Origin of the sequence: Pseudonocardia sp. ICBG1293, assembly GCF_020131355.1 — a bacterium.
Taxonomy (GTDB): Bacteria; Actinomycetota; Actinomycetes; order Mycobacteriales; family Pseudonocardiaceae; genus Pseudonocardia.
Map to the genome: position 1 here is coordinate 123377 of NZ_JAHLEL010000051.1, position 24225 is coordinate 147601.

Here is a 24225-nt window from a genome sequence, read left to right on the forward strand (position 1 = left end):
CTCTCAGCTCGTGGCGATGTCGAGCAGCAGCGCGGCCAGCTCGTCGGGAGCGGTGACCATGGCCTCGTGACCGGTGGCGAGCTGGTACGTCGGCCAGCCACGGACCGCGGCGCGTTCGGCGTGGGCCGCGAAGACCCGCATCCACTCCACGCACTCGATGAACACGGCCGGGACCTGATCGCCCTTGCCGGTCAGCCGGAGCGGCTCGGTGTAGGTGAGCCAGGGGTGCGGGGTGAGCCGAGGGGTGAGCCAATCGATGTCGGCCTGCTCGGTGACGCCGAGCTTGGTCAGTGACCGGGGCGGGACTAGCCAGCCGAACCCGGGTCCCTCGGCGGCCTCGCGCCAGTGCCCGGCCACGGTCGCGGGCTGCAGATCGATGGCCGCCTCCCCGTCGTCTCCGACGAAGGCGTCCAGATAGATCCGGGTGGCCAGGCGCTCCGGGATCCGGTCGGCCACGCCGCTGACGATCTGTCCGGCGTAGCTGTGCCCGACGAGCACGACCTCGCGCAGGTCGTAGGCCTCGATCATCCCGACGACGTCCTGGACGTGGGTCGAGAGCCCGACCTGCGGGGTGAGGGTGTGGGCGCGGTCGGACAGCCCGGTCAGGGTCGGGGTGTGGACGTCGTGGCCCGCGGCGCGCAGGGCCGGGACCACCCGCTCCCACGCCCACCCGCCGTGCCACGCGCCGTGGACCAGGAGGAACGTGCTCACGGGTGCTCCTGCTCGTCGGCGGGGTCGTCGACGTAGCGGACGCCGAGCCGTTCCAGCAGGGGACGCATGCCGTAGACGTCGAGACCCAGCTCGCCCGCGCGGAACCGGCGACGCTTGGCCTCCTCGTTCGCCTCGCGCGCGGCGGCGGCCTCGACGACCGACTCGGCCTCGGACAGCGGGACGCAGAGCACGCCGTCGTCGTCGGCGACGACGACGTCGCCGGGGGCCACCAGCTGCCCGGCCACCACGACCGGCACGTTGACCGATCCCGGGACCGCCTTCGCCGTGCCCTGCGCGTGCACCGCCCGCGACCACACCGGGAAGCCCATCGCCTGCAGGTCGGCGATGTCGCGCACCCCCGCGTCGGTGACCAGGCCGCGCACCCCGCGGTGCAGCAGCTGGGTGGCGAACAGGTCGCCGAACATGCCGTCGGTGGATCGCGAGGTGGTGGCGACCACCAGGACGTCACCCGCCCGGCACTGCTCGATCGACGCGTGGATCATCAGGTTGTCGCCGGGGTGGGACAGGACGGTGACCGCGCGCCCCGCGATCCGGGCCCCGGGGTAGATCGGGCGCAGCTCGGGACCGAGCAGCCCGCGGCGGCCGTGGGCCTCGTGGGCGGTGGCGACACCACTCCTGGCCAGTGCGTCGACGACTTGGGTCGACGGCCCGCGCTTCGTCCGGACGATCACGTGGCCGGTCACAGCAGCACGTCCCCGACGATCGGGAACACCCGCTGGTAGGCCTCGGCCTGCACGATCGACCTGGCGCCGCCGTTCCGGACGGCCTGCACCCCCCGGCGCAGGCCGAGATCGGTGTAGTACTGCACGAGGTGCGACTGCGCTCCCATGCACTCCATGGCCTTGCGCTTGCGGTCGAACACCGGGGTGATGTCCAGCAGCAGGTCGGGGCCGAAGCCACACTGCTCGGGCTGGTGTGGTTCGAACTGCAGCACCTGCGGTGCTCCGATCGGGCTCGTCGAACGGTCGTGGCCCGCGGCCTGCGCGACCTGCCGGGCGAGCAGCGTCGCCTCGTGCGCGGCGTCGTGATCGCGGTTGTACGGGTCGTTCGCGACATGGGTGAGCAGCACCTCGGGCTGCGCCGACCGCATCGCGCCGACGATGCGGTCGAGCCCGGCGTCGTCGATACGCAACGGGTAGTCGCCCAGGTCGAGGAAGGAGATCGCGGCACCGAGGGTTGCGGCGGCCGCCTCGGCCTCCGAGCGCCTGCCCGCCTTCGCCTTCTCCAGGGTCATGCCCTCCTGCCGCCACAGGCCCTGGGACTCCCCGCGCTCGCCGTAGCTCAGACAGACGATGCGCACGTCGTAGCCGCGCTCGGCGTAGAGGGCGAGCGCTCCGCCCGCGCGCCAGACGAAGTCACCGGAGTGGGCACTGACCACCAGTACGGAGGGTCGTTTCTCATCAGCCATCGCTGCAGCCATCGCCTTTCTCGGCCGATCGGGTCGGGCCACCGCGCGTCCACGATGGCGCCGAGCACGACGCTAGGCACGGGCCCGGAACGCGGTAATGCGCGAATGACCGGACCGGTGCGGAGCCTCGGCCGGTGAGCCCTACGTCATTCGTCGTGGTGGCGGCGCGGCGCCGCGGCCCGGTACCCGGAGTGGGCGGCGGTCGCCCCGCCCGCGGCCCTCCTGCTCTTCCACGCAGGGGGCGCGGCCTCCGGCGGATCGAGCCTGGCGGCCTACGCCTACCCGAGCAGGCTGCGGACGCCTTGCACCGGCGTGACGATGGCGCCGGCCTCGGGCGCCGTGGCCGTCGGCCTGTTCTGTCACCCGCTGCCGCAGGAGACCGGCGGTGTGGGCGGCGCCATCCTCGTGACGGCGCTCGTCCCCGCGCTCGTCCCCGCGGCCGGGGCCGTGGTCGCGACCGTGATCCGCTGGGACCCCGAACGGGACGCGCCCCCACCGTCTCCGCGGTCGGAGCCCCCCGGTGACGGGGCACGGGGAGTACGTCATCCGTCCCGACCCGGCACGGCGGCTGCGCCGGGCGTGACCGGTCATTGCTCGGTGGTCGCCGTCGGATGCTCCTTGCAAGCATCGGTGCGGCGCCGGAGTGGGGCGTCGTCGTGCCACCTCAGTGAAGAGGAGCAACATGAGCGAGCCAGCCTCCGCGATGTCCGAGCGCCAGTCCCGACGGGTCGCCTTCGCGACACTCATCGGGACCACGATCGAGCTCTACGACTTCTTCATCTACGCGACCATCGCCTCGCTGGTCTTCTCCCAGGTGTTCTTCGCGCCCGCGGGGGCCGGTGTCGCCCAGCTCCTGTCCTTCGCCACCATCGGCATCAGCTTCGTCTTCCGGCCGCTGGGCGCGTTCCTCGCGGGCCACCTCGGCGATCGCGTCGGCCGACGCACGATGCTGGTCGCGACGCTGGTCCTCATGGGCGGGGCGACCACGGCCATCGGCCTGTTGCCGACGTTCGAGACCGCAGGCGTGCTCGCCCCCGTCCTCCTGCTGCTCCTGCGCATCCTCCAGGGCATCGCCGCAGGTGGCGAATGGGGAGGCGCCGTGCTGATGGCGGTCGAGCACGCACCACGCGGGTGGCGCGGCCGCGCGGGCGCCTTCCCCCAGCTCGGATCGCCGCTCGGCATGATCCTCGCCTCCGGCGTCACGGCCCTGATGACCGGCGTGATCTCGCCCGGCCAGGCCTTCCTCGACTGGGGGTGGCGGATCCCGTTCCTGTTCAGCGTGGTGCTGATCGTGATCGGCTTCGTCGTGCGGCTCTCGGTCGACGAGAGCCCGGTCTTCGCCGAGATGGCCGCGAAGCGGGCCCGCAGCAAGACCCCGGTCGTCGAGCTGTTCCGCAGGCACTGGGCGCTCGTGCTGCTCGCCGCGCTGATCATGGCGGGCAACAACGCCGGGGGCTACGTGACCATGGGCGGCTTCCTCTCGAGCTACACGACCGACCCGGACGGACCCTTCGGGCTCGACCGGACGTCGGTGCTGCTGGCGATCACGGGCGCGGCCGTGGTCTGGGCGTTCACCACGTACGCCGCGGGGGTGCTCGCCGACCGCATCGGCCGCAGGCGGATCAACCTGATCGGCTACGGCTGTCTGATCCTGGCGGTCTTCCCGATGTTCGCCCTGGTGTCGACCGGGAGCGTCTGGCTGCTGTTCGTCGGGGTCTCCCTGTTCACCTTCGGCTCCGGCCTCGCCTTCGGCGGGCAGGCGGCCTGGTACACGGAGCTCTTCCCGGCATCGGTGCGGTATTCGGGTGTCGCCATCTCCTTCGCCATCGGTTCGATCATTGGCGGTGCGTTCGCCCCGCTCATCGCCTCCGCGGTGCTGCAGTCCACCGGGACCCTGTACGCGGTGGCCTTCTACCTCCTGGGCATGTTCGTCCTCGCGACGATCGCATGCGTGCTGCTCCGTGACCGGCCCGACATCGACCTCGGCCCGGACAACCAGGCCGAGCAGGAACGCGGTGCCACGGTGTTCGACCGACGGCCCCTGCAGCCCGCGGACTCTCCCGCGTCGCTCTGATCCCGATCCGCACGACCGGCGGCGGGCTCCCCGTCGTCTCCCGACCAGCGAAGGGCACCGGTGAACCCGTGGCGACCGAATCGACCCGGTCCGAACCCACCGTCGCAGCCGCGGCGGCCGAGATCCTCCGATCCGAGGGCGTGACCTACCTACCCGCCTACCCGCTGAACCCGCTCATCGAGGCCGCGGCGGGCCTGGGGATCCGTCCGGTGATCGTCCGGCAGGAGCGGGTCGGCGTCCACCTGGCGGATGCCATCAGCCGGCTCGGCGACACCGTCGGCGTGACCTGCATGCAGTCCGGGCCGGGCATCGAGAACGCGTTCGGCGCCGTTGCGCAGGCCTACGCCGAGGGCGTCCCGCTCGTCGTCATCCCGGGGGGAGCGCCCCGGGCCGAGGCATGGGTCCCGCCCGCGTTCAACGCGGCGCTGAACTTCCGGCACGTGACGAAGGCGACCGAGCAGGTCACGACGGGCGCCGGGCTCGTCCCCGCGCTGCGCCGCGCGTTCACCCAGGCCCGCAACGGCCGCCCCGGTCCGGTGCTCGTCGAGATCCCGGCGGACGTCTGGGACGAGGCGGCGCCCGGCCTGGAGACCTACACGCCGTCGCGCCGCGCGCGTTCGGCGCCCGACACCGGGTCGGTGGAGGCCGCGGCCCGCGCCCTGGTCGACGCCGACCGGCCGCTGCTCTACGCGGGCCAGGGTGTGCACCGCGCGAAGGCGTGGCGACAGCTGCGCGAGCTCGCGGAACTCCTCGAGGCGCCGGTGACGACCAGCATCGAGGGGAAGAGCGCGTTCCCCGAGACCCACCCGCTCGCCCTGGGCTCGGGCGGGGTCGCCATGCCGCGCGCGGTGTTCGAGCACGTGCGGGACGCGGACGTCGTGTTCGGTGTCGGGGCCAGTTTCTCCTCGACCCCGTTCGGGATCCGGTTCCCCACCGCGGGGAAGAGCTTCGTCCACAACACCGCCGACCCCGGCGACCTGGGCAAGAACATCCCGGCCGAACACGCCCTGCTGGGGGACACCGCGCTCACCCTCGACCTCCTGCTCGAGGCGGTGGCCGACCACCTCGCCCGTCCCCGCGGCCGTGCCGAGGAGGTGGCCGGGCGGATCCGGGCGCAGAACGGGCCGTGGCTCGACGAGTGGCGACCCCTCCTGACCAGTACCGCGACGCCGTTGTCGCCCTACCGCGTGATCTGGGACCTCCTGCACACCGTCGACGTCGAGCGGACCACGATCACCCACGACGCGGGCAGCCCGCGGGACGAGCTGACCCCGTTCTGGCGGTCGGTGGCCCCCCACAGCTATCTGGGCTGGGGGAAGTCCACCCAGCTCGGCTACGGCCTCGGCCTGGCGATGGGCGCCAAGCTCGCGCAGCCCGAGCGGCTGTGCATCAACGTGTGGGGCGCCGCCGCCATCGGCATGACGGGCATGGACCTCGAGACCTGCGCGCGCGCCGGCATCCCGGTCCTGTCGATCCTGTTCAACAACTCCGCCATGGCGATGGAGGACCGGATCATGGCCACCTCCCGTGAGCGCTTCGCCAGCACCGACATCACCGGCGAGTACGCGGAGATGGCGCGGGCCTTCGGCCTGCACGCCGAGCGCGTCGCCACGCCCGCCGAGATCGCGCAAGGCCGTCGCCGCGACCGAGGACGGCACACCGGCGCTCCTGGAGTTCGTCACCACCCGGGAGAAGACCTACTCGACCTTCGACTACGCCACCTACCAGGGCTGAGGGGGAACCGTGCGCGCAGCACAGATGGTCGCTCCGGGACGTCTCGAGACCGTCGAGGTCCCGATCCCGGAGCCCGGGGAGGGCGAGGTCCTCGTCCGTACGCACCGTGCCTCGATCTGTGGAAGCGACCTCCACGTCGTCTTCGACGGCTTCTACGCCGGCGGGTACCCCGCCCCGCCCGGCTTCCCCGGACACGAGGGCGTCGGCGTGGTGGAACGGTCCCGCTCGGCCGATTTCGCCCCCGGCGACGCGGTCCTCGTGGCGCCGGTCCCGCACGCGGCGGGCTGCTTCGCCCAGTGGCAGGTCGTCTCCGAGCGCTCGCTGGTGACCCTGCCCCCGGACGGCGACCTCGACCGGCTGCTGATGGCCCAGCAGCTGGGCACCACGATCTACGCCATGCGCCGGTTCTGGCCCTCGACCATGGGCAGCGGCGAAGGGCGCTCGGTGGCGATCTGCGGCGCCGGGTCGGCCGGGTTGTTCTTCACCCAGCTGGCCCGCCGGGCGGGGTTCAGCTCCGTGCTCATCGCCGACAAGGCGCCGTCGCGGGTGGCGCTCGCGGCCGCATTCACGGTGGACGCCGCAGTGGACGTCGCGCAGACCCCGTTCGAGGACGCCGTCGCCGAGATGACCGGCGGGGTGGGAGCCGACCTGGTCATCGAGGCCGCGGGCTACGACGAGACGCGCATCCAGTGTCTGCGCGCCGTCCGGCCGCAGGGCCGGATCGGGCACTTCGGTTTCCCGGAGCGGCCCAGCGGGCCGACGCCCTGGGACTTCGCGGAGGCCTGGGCCAAGCAACCGTCCATCGAGCACAACCACAGCACCCAGCTCGAGCCGGGCCTCACCGCGTTCCGCGAGGCCGTGGACCTCATCCACTCCGGGGCCGTCGACGTGACCCCGTTCCTCGAGCCGGTCTACCGGCTCGAGGACACCCAGCAGGCGTTCGAGGCGGCCCGCGACCAGCGGGGCGGGAAAGTCACGGTCGACCTCTCCGGCGCGGTCTGACACGGGAGGTCGTCCCGGAGCCGCGGACCGGACACACCGCAGGGGGTAGGACGGTGACGTCCTACCCCCTGCGGATCACGTGGTGCGCCGTCAGGGACTCGAACCCCGAACCCGCTGGTTAAGAGCCAGCTGCTCTGCCAATTGAGCTAACGGCGCATGTGTACTTGTCCGTCGCACAGCTCTGCTGCTGCAGAATCGGCGACCGGGTGAGTGACGGGACTTGAACCCGCGGCCCCCTGGACCACAACCAGGTGCTCTACCAACTGAGCTACACCCACCATCGCGATCTCCCGGGCACTCCCGGAAGCGCTGGAGGAACTATAGACCGGGGCCCCCGGGGCTCCTCAGCCGGGGGTCGTACCGGCCTGCGGGGGCGCCGCGACGTGCGCGACCGCCGCTGCGGCGGCCTGCGCCTGCTCGGTCGTCGGGCCGGGCGGCGCGACGAACAGCGCCTGCCGGTAGTAGGCCAGCTCGCGGATGGACTCGCGGATGTCGGCGAGCGCGCGGTGCGCCAGGCCCTTCTCCGGCTTGGCGTAGAACACCCGCGGGAACCAGCGCCGCGCCAGCTCCTTCACCGAGCTGACGTCGATCATCCGGTAGTGCAGGTAGGCGTCCAGCTCGGTCATGTCCCGTGCGATGAACCCGCGGTCGGTGGCGATCGAGTTGCCGGCCAGCGGCGCGGAGCGGGCGTCCGGGACATGGGTGCGGATGTAGTCGAGCACCATCTTCTCGGCCTGCTCGACGGTGACCGTCGCCCGGCGGACCTCCTCGGTCAGCCCGGAACGGGCGTGCATGTCGCGCACGACCTCGGGCATCGCGTCGAGCTTCGCGTCGTCGCAGGCGATGACGACGTCGACGCCCTCGCCGAGGATGTTCAGGTCGCCGTCGGTGACGAGCGCCGCGATCTCGACCAGGGCATCGGACCCCAGGTCGAGCCCGGTCATCTCGCAGTCGATCCACACCAGCCGGTCGGTCATCGCCACAGACTAGGTGACATCGCCCGGGTGGGCGCGCGCCTGCGCCGTCACCGTCGGGGGAGTGGCCTAGGCTCGGCGCGTGGCTGACGACACACCCGCCCGCACCATCGCCGCCGGTTACGCGACCGAGGGGGCGGCGCTGGAGCTCGGCACCGTCCTCGTGGACGGTGTGTGCGACCCGCAGGCGCCCGTCCGCCTCCCGCTGGCGACGCTGAACCGGCACGGGCTGGTCGCCGGCGCGACCGGCACCGGCAAGACGAAGACGCTGCAGGCGCTGGCCGGGCAGCTCTCCGACGCCGGGGTCCCGGTCCTGCTCGCCGACGTGAAGGGCGACCTGTCCGGGATGGCCCGCCCGGGCGAGCCGGGGGAGAAGATCACCTCCCGCGCCACCGACACCGGCGACGACTGGACCCCGACCGCGTACCCGGTGCAGTTCCTGTCGCTGGGCGACGGCGGGGTCGCCGTCCCGGTCCGGGCCACGCTGACCCAGTTCGGCCCGATCCTGCTCGCGAAGGTGCTGGGCCTCAACGCGACCCAGGAGTCCACGCTCGGGCTGATCTTCCACTGGGCCGACCAGCGCGGCCTGCCGCTGCTCGACACCAAGGACCTGCGCGCGGTCATCACGCACCTCACCTCCGACGAGGGCAAGGCCGATCTCAAGGGGATCGGCGGGGTGTCGTCGTCGACGGCCGGGGTGATCCTGCGCGCGCTGGTCAACCTGGAGGCCCAGGGCGGCGAGGAGTTCTTCGGCGAGCCCGAGTTCGAGCCGGCCGACCTCATGCGCCAGGTCGAGGGCAAGGGCGTCGTCACGCTGCTGGAGCTGGCCGAGCGCGCCGCGAGCCCGGTGCTGTTCTCGACGTTCCTGATGTGGCTGCTCGCCGAGCTGTACGAGGAGCTCCCCGAGGCGGGCGACCTGGACCGGCCCAAGCTGGTGTTCTTCTTCGACGAGGCGCACCTGCTGTTCACCGACGCCTCGAAGGCGTTCCTCGACCGGATCGAGCAGACCGTCAAGCTGATCCGCTCCAAGGGTGTCGGGGTGTTCTTCTGCACCCAGCTGCCCACCGACGTGCCGAACGAGGTGCTGTCCCAGCTGGGCGCGCGGATCCAGCACGCGTTGCGTGCCTTCACCCCGGACGACCAGAAGGCGCTGTCGCGCACGGTGCGGACCTATCCGAAGTCCGAGGTCTACGACCTGGAGTCGGCGCTGACGTCGCTCGGGACGGGCGAGGCGGTCGTCACCGTGCTGTCCGAGCGCGGTGCCCCGACCCCGGTCGCGTGGACCCGGCTGCGGGCTCCGCGCTCGCTGATGGCCGCGCTGCCCGTCGACGAGGTCCGGGCCGAGGCCGCGGCGTCGCCGTTGCAGGCGAAGTACGGGCAGATGGTCGATCGCGAGTCCGCCTACGAGAAGCTGACCGCCGCCATCGCGTCCGGCCCGGGCGGCGAGGCCACGCCGGTCGGGCAGCCCGCACCCGCCCCCGACGCCGGACAGGCGCCGCCTCCGCCACCCCCGCAGGACCAGCCGGGCGGCGGGTTCTTCTCCAAGATCGGCGACTTCCTGCAGTCGCCGACCGGTCGTCAGCTCACCAACACGGTGACCCGCGAGATCACCCGCAGTCTGTTCGGGACCCGCCGGCGTCGCTGACCTGCGGCGGGATCCGGAAGGGCGCGACCGGGTCCGGGGTGACCGCTGCCATCAGCGCGACGGCGTCGGCGGGGTCCAGGTCCAGCACCTGCACCGAGCCGCCGCCCGCGGCGGTGGTCGCCTCCAGCGTCAGCACCCCGGCGCGGCGCTGGAACAGGCTCTGCCGTATCCGCCAGCCGATGACGCCGTCGCGGCGCAGCGCGGTCGTCGTGCGCAGCAGCGACCCGTGCCGGGCGACGAGGTAGTGCTCGTCGAGCCGGTGGCCCAGGGCGCGGTAGCGGTCCAGCGCCAGCGGTACGGCCGCCACGACCAGCGCGACGCCGACCACGACCGGCCACACCGCGGCATCGAACCAGGCCACCACCCCGAGGGCGGCGGCCGGGACGAGCGCGGGGCCGACCGCGCGCACCAGGCGCCGGGTCCGGGCGCGCCGCGGGTGCGCGCGCAGGGGCCCGTCGGTCACCGGGCCGGTCGCGCGGCCAGCCGTCGCGGCGACCGCGTGGGCGTGTGCGCGGCGCACCGGCGGGCCGAGTGCGCCGCTGCCGGAGTCGGCGTCGTCGCCGGCCAGGCCGACGGCCAGCGCCCCGGCCTGGGCGCCGCCGCCCAGGGCCCGCACCAGCAGCGGCTCGGACACCGTGACCCCACGCAGCCGCTGCTCGGACACCGACAGCGAGCGCTTGGTCAGCAGGCCGCGTCGCACCCGCAGCGTGCCGTCGGGCTCGCGGCTGAGCCGGTGGTCCCACCAGCGTTCGACGAACAGCACGATGCTGCCGACGACCATGACCAGCAGCAGCGCACCGACCGCGACGAGCACCGTCGCCCAGACCGGCGCGGTCGACAGCTCCCCGGCGACGGCGTCGGCGCCGGGCAGCGAGCGCGGGTCGAGACCGGTCTCGTTCAGCACGTTCCAGCCCGCGCCGGCCAGCGCGCCGATCGCGGCCAGCGAGCTGACCGTGAGCGGGGCGTAGCGCAGTGAGGACCAGTCGATCCGGTCGAGCTCCTCACCGGCGGGCTCCTCCTGGTCCACCGGGCGGGCCGCGGAGCCGGTCCCGCCGGCATCCCCTCCGTCGATCCCGGCGGGCGCCGTCCCGGTCCCGCCGGGATCGATCCCGGCGGCGGTCGTCGCGGGGGCCGTGGCGGGCCGGGCGAGCAGCTCACGACGCAGCCGTTCGGCCTCGTCGGTGGTGACGGCGTCGAGGTCGAGGCCCGCATCCGACCTGCTCTGCCCGGAGCCGACCTTCACCACCGACAGCCCGACGATCCGGTGCAGCAGCGGCGCGGTCAGGTCGACGGTGCGGATCCGGTCCCGCGGCACCGAGCGACGCTGCCGGATCAGCAGCCCGCTGTGCAGCTCGACGCGCTCGTCGGTGATCCGGTAGCGGGTCGTGCGCCACCGCACGACACCCGCCGCGACGGTGACGACGACCGCGGCCCCCGCGATCCAGACCTGGGTCGAGTTGCCGCTGCCCGCGCCGAACAGGACGAGCACGACCAGCGCCGGGGCCAGGCGCAGCAGCGCGGTGGCCGGGCCGACGAGCAGCATCTGGACCGGCAGCCGTCGCCACTCGACCTCGTCGAGGGTCGTGCCGGTGCCGGTGCCCGCGGCGGGTGCGTCGGGCTCGGTCACGTCGCGTCCCCGCTGTGCCGCCCGGTCGTCTCGGTGAGCCGTCGGGCGAGCTCGGCGGCGGCGTCGGCGTCGAGCCCGGCGATGCGGACCGGGCCACGGGCCGACGCGGTCGTCACGGTCACCGTCGCCAGGCCCAGCGCCTGCTGCAGCGGCCCGTGCTCGGTGTCGACCGTCTGCACCCGGGGGATCGGCGCGATCCGCCACTCCCGGACCAGCCAGCCGGACCGGGTGTAGACGGCGTCCTCGGTCACCTCCCAGCGGTGCAGCCGGTACCGCAGACCGGGCACGACGAGCGTCCCGACCAGCAGCCACAGCACGGTCAGCACCCCGGTCGCGATCAGCAGCCCGTGCCACGGGACCGCGGGCAGCAGGAACCACGCGACGACCTGGCCGACGAGCAGCACGAGCGGGACCGGTACCGCCGAGAGCCGCCACCACCAGATCGCGCGGGGATCCAGCCGGTTCGCGGGCGGGCGCAGCGGGAGCGGCGGCGCGTCGGTCGGGATCCCGGGCCCGGGGTCGCCGGTGCGGGGGCCGGTGGCGGTCATGGCCCCACTCTGCCGAACGGAACGCGCCGGGAGCATCCGCGCGCGCCGTCGAGCACCCCACCGTGGCCGAAAGTGGGGTGCAGCCGAGTGGCACCCCACGTGCGCCGTCGACCGGTGACGGGTACGTGGTGTGCCACTCGGCGGGCGACGACGGTCAGTGGGCCTGCGCGGACAGGTCGTAGACCGTGGTGCCGTCGACGGTCGTCGCGGTGTAGTGCTGCGCGACCCAGGCGGTGATCTCGGCCCCGGTGCCGCCGCGGGCGCCGCCGGGGCCGCCCCGCTCACCGCCGCTGACGAAGTACCGGATGTCGCCGTCCGCGACGTACTGCCGGAACCGGTCCAGGGTGGGGGAGGCGTCGCTGCCGGAGAAGCCGCCGATCGCCATGACCGCGGTGTCCCCGCCCGCGGCGAGCATCATCGACGCCGCGCCCTGGGAACCGATCGTCGCCGCGGCCCAGCGGGCCGGGCCCGCGTCCCGCAGCAGCGCGACGACCTGCGGGCCGGTCCGCTCGGTCCCCGGACCACCGCCGGACATCCCGCCCGGCCCACCCGCACCGGTCCGTCCGGTACCGGGTTGCGCGGCACCGTCCGGGAGACCACCACCGGCGTCCGGCGGGGCGGCACCGGCCGGGCCCCCGGTGTCCCCGGTGTCCCCGGTGCCCTCGGGGCCGGTCGTCCCGGCACCGTCGGCCCGGTCGCGATCGCCCCGCCCGTCGCGGAACCCGCCCGGGCCCTCGGCCCCGGCGACCGCCGGCCCTGCGGTCGGGATGGACCCCTCGTGCGGGGTCGCCACGGTCTGGACCGCGTAGGCCGCGGGTGCGGCCACCCCGCTCAGGACCGCGACACCGACCGCCACGGCGAGCCACCGCCGTCCCCGCGCGGGGGCCAGCAGCGCCGCACCGGACACCACCCCCGCCACCAGCACCACCCAGCGCAGCCAGGGCAGGAACTGCGGCGACCAGCCGAGCAGCACGAACGCCCAGACCGCGGTCCCGGCGGTGGCGACGGCGAGCACCCCGCGGACCCACCCGAGGTCACGGTGTCCGAGCAGTTCGCGGCCGCCGACCGCCACCAGCGCCGCGATCCCCGGCGCCAGCGCCACCGCGTAGTACGGGTGGACGATCCCCTCCATGAACGACAGCACCAGCACCGTCACCAGCGTCCAGCCGCCCCACACGAGCAGCGAGCCGCGGACGGCGTCGGTGCGCGGCGCGCGTCCGCGCAGCACCAGCGCCGCGACGAGCAGCAGCAGCGCCGCCGGGAGCAGCCAGGAGATCTGGGTGCCGAACGACGTCCCGAACATCCGCAGGAACCCGGCCTGACCGCCGAAGCTCGCGCCGCCGGGACCACCCGGGGGCATGCCGCCACCGCCGGGAACACCGCCCGGGAACGCACCACCCGGGAACGCGCCGCCGGGGAACGCACCGGCCGCGGCGTCGCGCACGGTGTCACGGCCCCGGCCGCCCTCGCCGCCGACGATCCGGCCCAGCCCGTTGTAGCCGAAGGCCAGGCCGAGCGGGGTGTTGTCCCCGGACCCGCCGATGTAGGGGCGGGCGTCGACCGGCCACAGGGCGACGGCGAGCAGCCACCAGCCGGCGCCGACGACGATCCCGGCACCGCCGACGAGCAGCTGCCACACCCGTCGCGACGGACGGCCGGGCGCGGCCCACAGCCAGGCCAGGGCCAGACCGGGCAGCACCAGGAACGCCTGCAGCGACTTGGTCAGGAACGCGAACCCCAGCACCAGCCCGACCGCCGCGATCCACCGGGTCCGGCCGTCCTCCAGACCCCGGACCAGCAGGTACGCCGCCAGGACGAGCAGCAGCGTGAGCATCGCGTCGGGGTTGTCGAAGCGGAACATCAGCGCCGCGACGGGCGTGAGCGCCAGCAGCGCCCCGGCCAGCAGCCCGGCGCCGTGCCCGGACACCCGGCGGACCGCGGCGTACAGCAGCCCGACCGCGGCGACGCCCATCAGCGCCTGCGGCACCAGCAGGCTCCAGGACGAGAACCCGACGATCCGTGCGGAGATCTCCATCGGCCACAGCGACGCGGGCGGCTTGTCGACGGTGATCGCGTTCTCCGGGTCGAGGGACCCGAAGAAGAACGCCGTCCAGTCGTTCGCCCCGGCCTGCACCGCGGCGGCGTAGAAGGAATTGGCCCAGCCCGAGGCGGCCAGGTTCCACAGGTAGAGCACGCCCGTCGCGACGAGCAGCGCGACGACCGAGACGGGCCGGGTCCAGCGGCGCGGACCGTCGGACGGGGGCGGAGGAGCGTCGGACCGGGTGGGGAACCGGTCGAGGGTGCTGGTCACGCGGCGGTCGCCTTCTCGAGCGGGGAGGGGGTGGACCGGGTGCGGAACACCCAGGAACGGAACAGGACGAAGCGCAGCACCGTCGCGACCAGGTTGGCCGCGACGATCACCGCGGCCTCGACGGCGAGGTGCGCGCCGGGGGCGAGGGCGCCGAGCACGGCGAGGGCTCCGGTGGTCAGGACGAGGCCGAGCGCGAACACGATGAGGCCCTGGAACTGGTGGGTGACCGCGCGGTCCCGGCCCCGGACGCCGAAGGTGAACCGCCGGTTCAGCGCGGTGTTGGCGACCGCGCAGACCAGCAGCGGACGACGTTCGCCGCGATCGGTCCGAGCGTCCCGCGCAGCGCGAGGAACAGCAGCAGGTTCGCCACCGTCGACGCGACGCCGATCGCGGCGAAGCGGGCCAGCTGGAACGGCATCGCCCGCGGCACCCCGGGGACCTCCGGCGGGGCCAGCGGCGCCCGGCCGAGCTGCGCGCGGACCTCGGCCAGCGGCAGCGCACCCGTCGCCAGCGCCCGGCCGACCCGCCACACGCCCTTCAGGTCCGCGACGGCCGTCGCCACGATGTCCACGCTGGAGTCCGGGTCGTCGACCCAGTCGACGGGCACCTCGTGGATGCGCAGCCCGGAGCGCTCGGCCAGCACCAGCAGCTCGGTGTCGAAGAACCAGCCGGTGTCCTCGACCAGCGGCAGCAGCCGCCGGGCCACGTCGGAGCGGATCGCCTTGAACCCGCACTGGGCGTCGGAGAAGCGGGCCGAGAGCGCGCCGCGCAGGAGCAGGTTGTAGCTGCGGGAGAGGAACTCCCGCTTCGGTCCGCGCACCACCCGTGACCCGCGACCCAGCCGGGTCCCGATCGCCAGGTCGGAGTGCCCGGACACGAGCGGGGCGACCAGCGGGAGCAGCGCGCCGAGGTCGGTGGAGAGGTCGACGTCGCAGTAGGCGAGCACGTCGGCGTCGGAGCCGGACCAGACCTGGCGCAGCGCGCGGCCACGGCCCTTCCGGTCCAGGCGCACCGTGGTGACCTCGGCGATCTCGGCGGCGAGGCGCTGCGCGATCTGCGGGGTGGCGTCGGTGCTGGCGTTGTCGGCGACGGTGATCCGGAACGTGTAGGGGAACCCGGAGGCGAGGAACGCGTGCAGGCGCCGCACCGACGACTCCAGGTCGCGCTCCTCGTCGAAGACGGGGACGACGATGTCGAGCACGGTCCGGTCGCGGTCGGACGGACGCGCTCCGGGGCGTCCCGGGTGGGTGCCGGTTGCGGGGCCGGTGACGACTGTGGTCATGGGGTCGACGATCGGGTCCCGGGCTGTCGTGGCGGTGTGATCGACCTGTGCGTCGGCTGTGAGCCGGGCGTCCGGTCCCCGCGGAGCCGATGAACCGGTGGACGTCCGGTGCTGCGCCGCCGCTCCACCCCGGTCCGTCGATCAGTACCCGGGTGCGGTCCGTCCGTGCTGCGACAGCACTGACGTACTGATCGACGCCACGGCGCCGGGGAGGGCGGGCGTGGGTGCGGGCGCGGCGGTGCGGGGTGGGTGGGCCCGGGGGAGAATCGACGGCGTGCCGATCTCCGCCCCGCTCCCGGCGTCGGTCCCGGCCGGCCCGCGGCTGATGCTCCCCGGGTGGACCCCGGAGGTCGCGGCGGCCGTCGTCGCCGGGACCCGGCGGGACGACTGGTCGTCGGACTTCCCGGCGGAGGGGGACCGGGTGGTCGCACGGCTGCTCGCCCGCGACCCGGCCGGGCCGGGGTGGGGCGAGCTCGGCCACCGGCTGCTCGTCGAACGCGACGGCGGCGCGGTCGTCGGTGGCGCAGGCCTGTTCCCCGCCCCCGACGACGGCCCGTCGGCCGTCGAGCTCGGCTACGGCGTCGTACCGTCCCGGCGCGGCCGGGGCTACGCCGTCGAGGCCGCCCGGGTGCTGCTCGCCCTCGCCCGCGCGGCCGGGGCGTCGCCACTGGTCGCGGGCGTCGAGCCCGGCAACCCCGCCTCGGAGCGGGTGCTGGAGCGGATCGGGATGCGCCCCACCGGGACCCGTGACGGGGTCGTGCGGTTCCGGCTCGACGTAGGGTCGGGCGCGTGATCAGGCTCGTCGCGCTCGACATCGACGGCACCATCGTCCACGGGCGCAGGCCCCCGAGCCCCGCGGTCCTGGACGCGATCGCGCTCGCCGGGTCCCGGGCCCAGGTGATGCTGTGCACCGGACGGACGGTGGTCGGCGTGGCCGGCGCGCTGGACGCGATCGGGCTGCGCGACGGCGTCACCCTGACCTCGAACGGCGCCGTCGAGATGGAGACCGCGAGCCGTCGGGTCCTCGGCATGGAACGGCTCGCCCCCGAGGCCGTGACCGCCGCCGTCGAGGCGATGTCCGGGCTGTTCCCCGGCGCGGTGTTCGCCTGCGAGCACGTCGGTGTCGGACAGCGGGTCAGCGCCCCGTTCCCGGACGGCGTGCTGGCCGGCACCGTCACCGAGGTCGGCCGCGAGGGGCTGCTCGACGAGCCGACGCCCAAGCTCGTCATGTACTGGCCGGACCACGACCCGGCCGAGACCGCGGCCCGCGCGGCCCGGCTGCGGGTGCCCGGCACCGAGCCGACCCTGGACCACGAGCTGCCGTGGGTGACGCTGGTGTCGGCCGGGGTGTCCAAGGCGTCCGGGCTCGCCCGGGTCGCGGCCCGGCTCGGCGTCGACCGGTCCGAGGTCCTCGCCGTCGGCGACGGCGACGGCGACAACGACCGCGCGATGCTGCGCTGGGCGGGCCGGGGGATCGCGATGGGCCAGGCCCCGCCGCAGGTGCACGCCGATGCCGACGAGTCGACCGCGACCGTGGCCGAGGACGGCCTGGCCCGGGCCCTGGAGCGCGTGTTCGGCTAGTGCTCGACGGGGGTGTCCGCGACCAGCGGTGTCGCCGCCTCGAGCGCGGCCCCGCAGGACGGCGGCCGGGGCGGCAGCGAGGTGTCGATGACGACCGGCACCGTCCACCGCCGGCCGTCGCGGGACCGCACGGTCACCTCGCCCGGCCCGTCGACGGCGTCGACCAGCAGCGCGCAGGCGTCGCCGATGCCGGTGTGCTCGCGCACGGCCAGCTCGGCCAGCTGGCGGACCGGGTCCAGCCCGGTGTGCCCGCGGCAGCCCCACGGGTCCACCCCACCGCCGGCCGCGGCCTTCAGGGCGGCGAGCGCGCCGCCGGTGTCGAGGCGGCCGTAGGCGTAGCCGGTGGGCAGCACGAGTGCGGTCGGGGCGAACCGGTGCCCGCCGAGGTGCGTGCACTCCCAGACGTCGGCGCCCTCGGCGGCCAGCTCGCCGGCGAGCGCGCGGCCCCGGACGGCGCAGCAGACGTCGCGCCTGCCGTGTGCGCACACCAGCATCACCGGGTCGAGTACCGGGACGCCCGCGCCCGGGTCCAGGTCGATGCGGGCGAGGTCGTCGGTGCCGCGCACGGTGTGCGTCCACACCCGCGAGTCACCCGGTGCGAGGTCGGCGACGTAGACGGTGCGCTCGCCGTCGGTGTCGCAGCGGCCCTCGCGACCGGGACGGCGGATCAGCAGCAGGGTGACGTCGTCGTCGCGCAGCCGGTCGCACAGCGCGGTGACGGCCGGGTCCGGGTGGTCGGCGACCTTCCGCGGCCACGCGCCGACGTGCTCGACGGCGACGAGGCGCCGCACGTGCGGCGCGGTGCCGGTCAACGGCTCCCCGACGGCCTCGCTCAGCCCGGCGCAGCCCGCGGCCGGCGCTCCGGCGGGGGGACCGCCGAGTGCGCCACGTGCCGCGGTGACCGTCATCGGGCCATCTTAGAGGTCGCGCGGATTGGTTGGTGATCATGGACGTCGTGCAGGTCGGGCGTTCCAGCGGTGTGTGGTCCAGGCCTGCCGAATCAAGCTACGGAGTGTGACGATCGTGTCGGCGAGGTCGAAGAACGCGTCGACGACGATTTCTCGTCGTTCGTAGCAGCGCTGCAGCCGGTTGAAGCTGTTGTGCCAAGCGTTGGTCCGCTCGACGTGCCAGCGGCGGGTGGCCTGGATCGGCGCTTTCTCACCCTTGTGCGCGATCTCGCCGTGCAGGCCTCGTTCGGCCAGCGTGTCGCGGGTCTTGCCGGAGTCATAGCCGGCGTCGAGGTGCACGGTGATGTCGTCGGGCAGCGGGCCGAGAGCATCGAGGCGGTCGAGGGTGGGGCCCAGTAGCGGGGAGTCGTGCCGGTTGGCTCCGGCCAGGACTCGGCCCAGCGGGATGCCGTATCCCTCGACGAGCACCGAACGTTTCATACCCTGTTTGCGCCGGTCCACCGGCGACGGACCGGCGACCTCGCCGCCGCCGGGGGCCTTGGTGATGGCGCCATCGACGGCGATGTCGTGCAGCAGCAGACCGACGATGCGGTCGTAGGCGTCCAGGACGATCCGACGCAGCTGGGCGAAGACCCCGAGCCTGATCCACTCGTCACGACGATCGCGGATGGTGGTCGCCGAGCAGGTGCTGTCAGCGATGCCCTCATACGAGCAGCCGAACCGCAGTACCTGCAGGAGCTTGTCGAACACGATCCGATCCGCGATCCGGCGGCGATGGCAGCCCAGCGGATGGGTGGGATCGAACTCGTCTCGATGAGGCAGCAGCGCGGTGAACTGGTCCCACAACGGCTCGGTCAGCCATGATGGCAGGGTGGGCACGCGGCCTCCAGACGATCACGAAGCGTAGATAACTTCATGATCGGCAGGCCCGTACCCGCCCTCGCCCCCAGACACTCGACCGCGGCCAAGCTGTGACCAATCCGCGCGACCTCTTAGAGGTCATTTCAGAACGAGGTCGACGTGTCTGTTGTAGACGACAAGCGGCTATCTGACCTGCCGTTTGATCTGTCGTCGAGGGGTCAATGGAAACTCGACAAGTCGTTCTGAAACGACCTCTTAGGGAAGGTTTCCCTGACTTCAACCCGGGGTGCCCGGACGGGTCACCCGCGGCCGGGCAGCTCGGCGCGCAGCACCTTCCCGGTCTGGTTGCGGGGCAGCTCGTCGAGGAAGTGGACGTCGCGCGGGGCGGCGAACTTCTCCAGGTCGGACTTCACCCGGCTGCGGATCGCGTCCGCGGTGACGTCGGCACCCGGCTCCAGCACCACCCAGGCGGCGAAGCGCTGGCCGTACTCGTCGTCGTCCACGCCGAGCACGCAGGCCTCCCGTACCCCGTCCATGCCCGAGACGAGGTCCTCCACCGGGCCGGGGTGCAGGTTCTCCCCGCCGGAGACGATCATGTCGTCGGCCCGGCCGGTGAGGAACAGCCGTCCCTGCTCGTCCAGGTGCCCGACGTCGCCGGTCCCGAGCAGCCCGTCGCGCTCCTCCAGGCCGTCCTCGCCGCCGGTGTAGCCCTCGAACGGCAGGTCGTTGCCCACGAAGACCCGGCCGTCGACACCCGCGGCGGCGGGCCGGTCGTCGTCGTCGAGGATGACCAGGGTGGTCCCGGTCGGGGCGCGGCCCGCGGTGCCGGGGGCGTCGCGCAGGTCCTCCGGTCCGGCGATCGAGACCCAGGAGACCTCGGTGGAGCCGTATAGGTTGAACAGGCAGTCGCCGAAGCGGTCCATGAACCGGTTCGCCTGGCCGCCGGGCAGCGCCGACCCGGAGACGGCCACGATGCGCGGGCCCTCGTCGGAGCCCCAGCCCTCGGCCTCGGACTCCAGGACCCGCTGGAGCATCACCGGCACCGCGAACACCGTCGTGCACCGGCGCTCGCGCACGGCGGCGAGGAACCCCTCGGGGGTGAACCTGCGGCGCAGCACGACGGTCGCGCCGTGCAGCGAGGCGAGCAGCAGTCCGGCGTTGCCCCAGGTGTGGAACAGCGGCGCGGCGATGTGGGTCGGCTCGCCCGCACGCAGCGGGATGGCGGACAGGATCGACGCCGCGGGGGCCAGGGTCGAGGGGTGCGGGCGCTTCGCGCCCTTCGGCGTCCCGGTGGTGCCGGAGGTCAGCACGATCTGCTTGGACGGCTCCGGCATGAACGGCAGCTCGCCGGGCCCGCCGCGCCGGACCATCGCCTCGAGGTCGTCGATCGCGCGGTCGCCCGCCGGGCGCGGCCCGTCCGGGTTGTGGGTGAGGACGACCCGCGGCCCGGCCGGGACGATGTCGAGGAAGTCCGGGTCGGCGACCAGGGTGTGCAGCTGCTGCTGCTCCTGCACCCCCCGCATCTGCTCGGCCGAGAGCCCGGTGTTGACCAGCACGACGTCGGCACCGGCCTTGCCGGCGGCCACCATCGCCTCGATCGGGGCGCGGGCGTTGCGGCACAGCACGCCGACCGGTGCGCCGGGCCCGGCGCCCGAGTCCAGCAGCGCCAGCGCGAGGCGGTCGGTGCGCTCCTCCAGCTCGGCGTAGGTGGTGACCCCGTCGTCGTCGACGACCGCGAGCCGGTAGGGATGGCGGGCCGCCCCGACGGCGAACGCCGCGGTGATGCTGTTCCCGTAGCGCACCAGTGCGCGACCCATCCCGTACAGCTTCCCCGGGCCGAGCGGGCGCACGACGCCCGAGCGGGTCAGGGCCACGGCGGCGCGGGCGGTGCCGCTGCCCAGCTCGTAGGCGGCGCGGGCGGTGCCGGAGAGGTTCTGGAGCAGCGGGGAGCCAGCCATGCGGCGCAGTCTGGCAGGGCCACCCGACGCGCCGTCGTGTCCGGTACGGGGATCTGTGTCAGAGGTCACTGTGCCTGTCCGTCATGTTTCGAAGGGTGAGGACGATGTGTCTGTCGGTGACCCACAGGTCGCCGCACTCCACCACACACCGTCGGGGATCCTGATGCGTCTCTACCTGCCCACACGCACGTCCGCTTCCGGCCGCACCCTGGTCCGTGCGGGACGTCCGGCCACGTCGATGCCCGGGGTCGGCGGTCTCGCCGGCGTCTGCCGCTGCGGAGCGGCCCGCCCCGCCGACGCGCGCGGCCTGCCGTGGCGCGACTGCCCGTCCTGTACCCCGCGCCGGGCGCTGAGCGCTCCGGCCTCGTAGGTTCCGTGGCGACGGACGCCGGGTCCGTCGACCGCGGAGGCCACATGAGCACGCCCACCCCCGAGATGCGGCTGCGCGCCCTGGAGCGGGAGGACCTGCCGTTCGTCCACGGGCTGTCGAACGACTCCGGGATCATGTCGTACTGGTTCGAGGAGCCCTACGAGTCGCTCGTCGAGCTGCAGGAGATCTTCGCCCGGCACGTGCACGACAACCGGGAGCGGCGCTTCATCATCGACTGCGCGGGCGAGCGTGCCGGCCTGGTCGAGCTGGTGGAGATCGACTACATCCACCGCAACACCGAGTTCCAGATCATCGTCGCCCCCGCCTTCCAGGGCCGGGGGCTGGCGGCCCGCGCCACCGCCGCGGCGCTCGACCACGCCTTCGGCGTGCTGAACCTGCACAAGGTGTATTTGGTCGTCGACGTCGACAACGCCCGTGCCGTGCGCGCCTACGAGCGCACCGGCTTCGTCGTCGAGGGGGAGCTGCGCGAGGAGTACTTCGCCAGCGGCCGCTACCACGACGCCTACCGGATGGCGGTGCTGCAGCGCGAGCACCTCGGCCGCGTGGTCGGCGGGGCGCCCTGAACCGACCGGACCGGCCGGCAGGGAGGGGGACCCGTCGGCCGGCCCGGCGTGCACCGGTCGCGGGCATGCGACCGGAGTCGAGCGCGTCGACCATGATGACGACGACACCCATGAACACTACCCGCCTGGTGTGTCGCCGTGTCAACGTTTCGCTACGCTGCGACCATGACCTGCAGGAACCGTGTGTGGCTCGGTCCGGACGCGATGTCGCGGTGCGGATCGGCCACGTGATGACATCGTCGGTCCCCGGGTGACGGCCCGTGACCGCCGTCGCCGGGGGGCACGGGGCGGCTGCGGCCCGCCCGTCGTCGCCGTGCGCGCCCGGCTACCCCGAGTAGGATCCGCCCCGATGTCCGGATCGACGACGGCCGGGGACGAGTTCCCGATCGACCAGCTCGCCGCGCGTGCCGGTATGACCGTCCGCAACGTGCGCGCCCACCTGTCCCGCGGGCTGCTGCAGCCGGGGGAGATGCGCGGGCGCACCGCCTGGTACGGCCCGGTCCACCTGGCCCGGCTGGAACTCATCGCCGGTCTGCAGCGACGGGGGTTCTCCCTGGCCGCGATCGGGGTCCTGATCAACCAGACGCCCTCCGGCAGCGCCGAGGAGGCGCTGCGCCTCTACCGCGGGATGCTCGCGCCGTGGCAGCCGGAGGGGCCGGTCGAGCTGGCCGAACAGGAGCTGGCCGAGTGGGCCGGTGCCCGTACCTCCCCGGAGTACGTCGAGCAGCTCGTCGCCTCCGGGCTGGTCGAGCGCACCGGTCCGGGGCGGCTGCGCGTGCTCAACCCGTCGATGGTCCGGTCCGGGGCGCACGCGGTCGCGCTCGGCCTGGCCCCGGAGGCGGTGCAGGCCGTCGGCGACGAGCTGCTCGGCCGCACCCGGGAGATCGCCGAGATCTTCGTCGAGCTGTTCCGCGAGCAGGTCTGGGCCGCGCACGTCGCCGCCGGGCTGCCCCGCAGCGGCGTCGCCGACCTGCGCACGGCGGTCGAGGCACTGCAGCCGGTCGCCACCCAGTCGTTGCTGGGTGCCTTCCGCCAGACGATGCAGGAGGCGATGGACGACTTCATCCGCCGGCTGTCGGTCGACCTCGCACCGGCCGACCCGCCGGTCGACCCCGGGTCCGCGGAGCCGTCACCGGACCGGTAGGTCGACGGTGAACACCGTCCGGCCGGGGACGCTGTCGACCCCGACCGTCCCGTCGTGGGCGGCGACGACCGCGGCCACGATCGCCAGGCCGAGTCCCGTGCTGGGGGTGTCGTTCCCCGCACGGCTGCGCCCCTGGGCGCCGCGGGCGAACCGTTCGAACACCCGGGGTGCGACGTCCGGGGCGATGCCGGGGCCGTCGTCGGCGACCCGTAGCCGGACGCGGCCGGGCGCGGGGCGGTCGAGGGAGACGGTGACCGCCGTACCGGGCGGGGTGTGGGTGCGGGCGTTCGCGAGCAGGTTGGTGACGACCTGGGCGAGCCGGTGGGCGTCGCCGGTGACGGTGACCGGCTCGTCGGGCAGTTCCGGGAGCCAGCGGTGGTCACGGCCTGCGACGTGGGCGTCCCCGACCGCGTCGAGCACCAGCCGGGTCAGGTCGACCTCGGCGCGTTCCAGCGGACGGCCCGCGTCGATCCGGGCGAGCAGCAGCAGGTCCTCGACCAGCGTGGACATGCGCTCGGCCTGCGAGGCGATCCGGGTGAGGGCGTGGGTGGTCCGCTCCGGCACCGGGTCACGCTCGCGGCGGGACAGCTCGGCGTAGCCGCGGATCGCGGTCAGCGGGGTGCGCAGCTCGTGACTCGCATCGGCGACGAAGCGGCGCAGCCTGGTCTCGGACTCCTGGCGGGCGGCGAGTGCACCCTCCACGTTGTCGAGCATGTGGTTGAGCGCGGTCCCGACCTGGCCGACCTCGGTGCGCGGGTCCGGGTCGGGGACGCGGGCGGCGAGGTGGACCTCGCCGCGGTCCAGCGGCAGGTCCCCGACCTGCGCGGCGACGCCCGCCACGCGTTCGAGCGGGCGCAGCTCCCGGCGCACCAGCACCGCGGCGGCGATCCCGGCGAGCACGACCGCGCCGCCGAGCACGACCAGCTCGGTGACCACCAGCCTGCTGACGGTCGCGCCGGCGTTGTCCGGCTGGGCGATCAGGTAGGTCGTCGCCCCCTGGGCCCAGCCGGTCGCGCGGTAGTCCCCGAGCGAGAGCGTGACGTCGTGCGCGGCGGTGTCGGCCGGAACCGCACCGAGGGCGGCCAGGTCGGCCTCGGACACCGTCGCGGTGGTCCCGCCGCGCTGGGCCAGCCGGGCGGTCACGACGCGGCCGTCGACGAACACCGCCCCGATCGAGTTCGCGCCCGGTCCGGGGCCGAGGAACATCCCGCCGGGCCCGCCCGGGCCCGGGCCCTCGGCCGGGGTGCCGCGGGACCCGTCGTCGCGGGTGAGCGGGCCGGGTGCGCGGCCGGTCTGCTGGGCGACGAAGCCCTCCAGCGAGAACGACAGCTCGCGGTCCTGCCGGGTGGACAGGTACCGGTCCAGGGACAGCGTCGTCGCGACGCCGATCGCCACGCACGCCACCGTGAACAGCAGCAGCACCGTCGCGACGAGCCGGGCCCGCAGCGAGCGGACCCGGCCGGAGACGCGGGTGACGACCAT

At 74.0% G+C, this 24225-nt stretch carries 19 protein-coding genes, 2 tRNA genes and 2 pseudogenes; 9 read left to right on the plus strand and 14 right to left on the minus strand.

The window, feature by feature from the left end; all coding sequences use genetic code 11:
• Positions 1-3: 3 nt before the first annotated feature.
• From KPF47_RS26550 to KPF47_RS26560, 3 genes are read right to left on the minus strand one after another with little or no spacing between them, the layout of a single operon-like run.
• Positions 4-711 (minus strand): alpha/beta fold hydrolase, encoded by a 708-nt coding sequence (locus tag KPF47_RS26550; RefSeq protein WP_224391546.1) that lies wholly within the window; start codon positions 709-711, stop codon positions 4-6.
• Positions 708-1403 (minus strand): 4-carboxy-4-hydroxy-2-oxoadipate aldolase/oxaloacetate decarboxylase, encoded by a 696-nt coding sequence (locus tag KPF47_RS26555; protein WP_224391547.1) that lies wholly within the window; start codon positions 1401-1403, stop codon positions 708-710. The genes KPF47_RS26550 and KPF47_RS26555 overlap by 4 nt, the downstream gene beginning before the upstream one ends.
• A gap of 8 nt (positions 1404-1411) precedes the next feature.
• Positions 1412-2152, minus strand: coding sequence for a PIG-L deacetylase family protein (locus tag KPF47_RS26560; protein WP_224391548.1), 741 nt, complete (start codon positions 2150-2152; stop codon positions 1412-1414).
• 670 nt (positions 2153-2822) lie between these two features.
• Here KPF47_RS26560 and KPF47_RS26565 point away from each other — a divergent pair.
• The 4 genes and pseudogenes from KPF47_RS26565 to KPF47_RS26575 all read left to right on the plus strand — a co-directional run bounded on the left by KPF47_RS26565 (position 2823) and on the right by KPF47_RS26575 (position 6950).
• Complete coding sequence (locus KPF47_RS26565) at positions 2823-4214, plus strand: MFS transporter (RefSeq protein WP_224391549.1); 1392 nt, start codon at positions 2823-2825, stop codon at positions 4212-4214.
• A gap of 140 nt (positions 4215-4354) precedes the next feature.
• Positions 4355-5797, plus strand: a pseudogene (locus tag KPF47_RS26570) (thiamine pyrophosphate-requiring protein); the annotation flags it as partial.
• Positions 5742-5948: a hypothetical protein gene (locus KPF47_RS39205; RefSeq protein WP_255660502.1), complete on the plus strand. Its 207-nt coding sequence runs from the start codon at positions 5742-5744 to the stop codon at positions 5946-5948. The pseudogene KPF47_RS26570 and the gene KPF47_RS39205, both read left to right, overlap by 56 nt.
• 9 nt (positions 5949-5957) lie before the next feature.
• Complete coding sequence (locus KPF47_RS26575; RefSeq protein WP_224391550.1) at positions 5958-6950, plus strand: zinc-binding dehydrogenase; 993 nt, start codon at positions 5958-5960, stop codon at positions 6948-6950.
• An 80-nt stretch (positions 6951-7030) separates the two neighbouring features.
• Here KPF47_RS26575 and KPF47_RS26580 read toward each other — a convergent pair.
• From KPF47_RS26580 to orn, 3 genes are all read right to left on the minus strand, one after another.
• A tRNA-Lys gene (locus KPF47_RS26580) sits at positions 7031-7106 on the minus strand.
• Between the two features lie 49 nt (positions 7107-7155).
• A tRNA-His gene (locus KPF47_RS26585) sits at positions 7156-7228 on the minus strand.
• Positions 7229-7294: 66 nt separating this feature from the next.
• Positions 7295-7927 (minus strand): oligoribonuclease, encoded by a 633-nt coding sequence (gene orn / locus KPF47_RS26590; RefSeq protein WP_224391551.1) that lies wholly within the window; start codon positions 7925-7927, stop codon positions 7295-7297.
• A gap of 79 nt (positions 7928-8006) precedes the next feature.
• On the opposite strand from orn, the gene KPF47_RS26595 reads away from it, so the two are divergent.
• Positions 8007-9569: a helicase HerA-like domain-containing protein gene (locus KPF47_RS26595; protein WP_224391552.1), complete on the plus strand. Its 1563-nt coding sequence runs from the start codon at positions 8007-8009 to the stop codon at positions 9567-9569.
• On the opposite strand, the gene KPF47_RS26600 is transcribed toward KPF47_RS26595, so the two are convergent.
• The 4 genes and pseudogenes from KPF47_RS26600 to KPF47_RS26615 all read right to left on the minus strand — a co-directional run bounded on the left by KPF47_RS26600 (position 9532) and on the right by KPF47_RS26615 (position 15337).
• Entirely contained in the window at positions 9532-11196 is a 1665-nt protein-coding gene (locus KPF47_RS26600; protein ID WP_224391553.1) for a PH domain-containing protein, read from the minus strand. The two genes, KPF47_RS26595 and KPF47_RS26600, sit on opposite strands and share 38 nt — an antisense overlap.
• Complete coding sequence (locus tag KPF47_RS26605) at positions 11193-11744, minus strand: PH domain-containing protein (RefSeq protein ID WP_224391554.1); 552 nt, start codon at positions 11742-11744, stop codon at positions 11193-11195. The genes KPF47_RS26600 and KPF47_RS26605 overlap by 4 nt, the downstream gene beginning before the upstream one ends.
• 154 nt (positions 11745-11898) lie before the next feature.
• Positions 11899-14055 carry a glycosyltransferase family 39 protein gene (locus KPF47_RS39770; RefSeq protein WP_308015502.1) on the minus strand — a complete coding sequence of 719 codons (2157 nt, stop codon included), beginning with the start codon at positions 14053-14055 and terminating at the stop codon, positions 11899-11901.
• A pseudogene (locus KPF47_RS26615) lies at positions 14052-15337 on the minus strand (glycosyltransferase). The gene KPF47_RS39770 and the pseudogene KPF47_RS26615 overlap by 4 nt, the downstream one beginning before the upstream one ends.
• A gap of 274 nt (positions 15338-15611) precedes the next feature.
• Here KPF47_RS26615 and KPF47_RS26620 point away from each other — a divergent pair.
• Both KPF47_RS26620 and KPF47_RS40465 read left to right on the plus strand, forming a co-directional pair.
• Positions 15612-16130 carry a GNAT family N-acetyltransferase gene (locus KPF47_RS26620; RefSeq protein WP_224391556.1) on the plus strand — a complete coding sequence of 173 codons (519 nt, stop codon included), beginning with the start codon at positions 15612-15614 and terminating at the stop codon, positions 16128-16130.
• The gene (locus tag KPF47_RS40465; RefSeq protein ID WP_224391557.1) at positions 16127-16918 is read left to right on the plus strand and encodes an HAD family hydrolase; all 792 of its coding nucleotides are present in this window, start codon (positions 16127-16129) and stop codon (positions 16916-16918) included. The genes KPF47_RS26620 and KPF47_RS40465 overlap by 4 nt, the downstream gene beginning before the upstream one ends.
• Here KPF47_RS40465 and KPF47_RS26630 read toward each other — a convergent pair.
• The 3 genes from KPF47_RS26630 to KPF47_RS26640 all read right to left on the minus strand — a co-directional run bounded on the left by KPF47_RS26630 (position 16915) and on the right by KPF47_RS26640 (position 20645).
• Positions 16915-17826: a sucrase ferredoxin gene (locus KPF47_RS26630; protein WP_224391558.1), complete on the minus strand. Its 912-nt coding sequence runs from the start codon at positions 17824-17826 to the stop codon at positions 16915-16917. The two genes, KPF47_RS40465 and KPF47_RS26630, sit on opposite strands and share 4 nt — an antisense overlap.
• A 36-nt stretch (positions 17827-17862) precedes the next feature.
• On the minus strand, positions 17863-18705 hold the full coding sequence (locus KPF47_RS26635) for an IS5 family transposase (RefSeq protein ID WP_224386276.1): 843 nt from the start codon (positions 18703-18705) through the stop codon (positions 17863-17865).
• Between the two features lie 281 nt (positions 18706-18986).
• Positions 18987-20645, minus strand: a complete 1659-nt coding sequence (locus KPF47_RS26640) for an AMP-binding protein (RefSeq protein WP_224391559.1) — start codon at positions 20643-20645, stop codon at positions 18987-18989.
• Positions 20646-21059: 414 nt separating this feature from the next.
• On the opposite strand from KPF47_RS26640, the gene speG reads away from it, so the two are divergent.
• Both speG and KPF47_RS26650 read left to right on the plus strand, forming a co-directional pair.
• A complete protein-coding gene (gene speG / locus KPF47_RS26645; protein ID WP_224391560.1) occupies positions 21060-21599 on the plus strand; it encodes a spermidine N1-acetyltransferase in 540 nt (179 codons plus the stop codon).
• Positions 21600-21948: 349 nt separating this feature from the next.
• Positions 21949-22743: a MerR family transcriptional regulator gene (locus KPF47_RS26650; RefSeq protein WP_224391561.1), complete on the plus strand. Its 795-nt coding sequence runs from the start codon at positions 21949-21951 to the stop codon at positions 22741-22743.
• Here KPF47_RS26650 and KPF47_RS26655 read toward each other — a convergent pair.
• Positions 22729-24225: a cell wall metabolism sensor histidine kinase WalK gene (locus tag KPF47_RS26655; RefSeq protein WP_224391562.1), complete on the minus strand. Its 1497-nt coding sequence runs from the start codon at positions 24223-24225 to the stop codon at positions 22729-22731. The genes KPF47_RS26650 and KPF47_RS26655 overlap by 15 nt on opposite strands.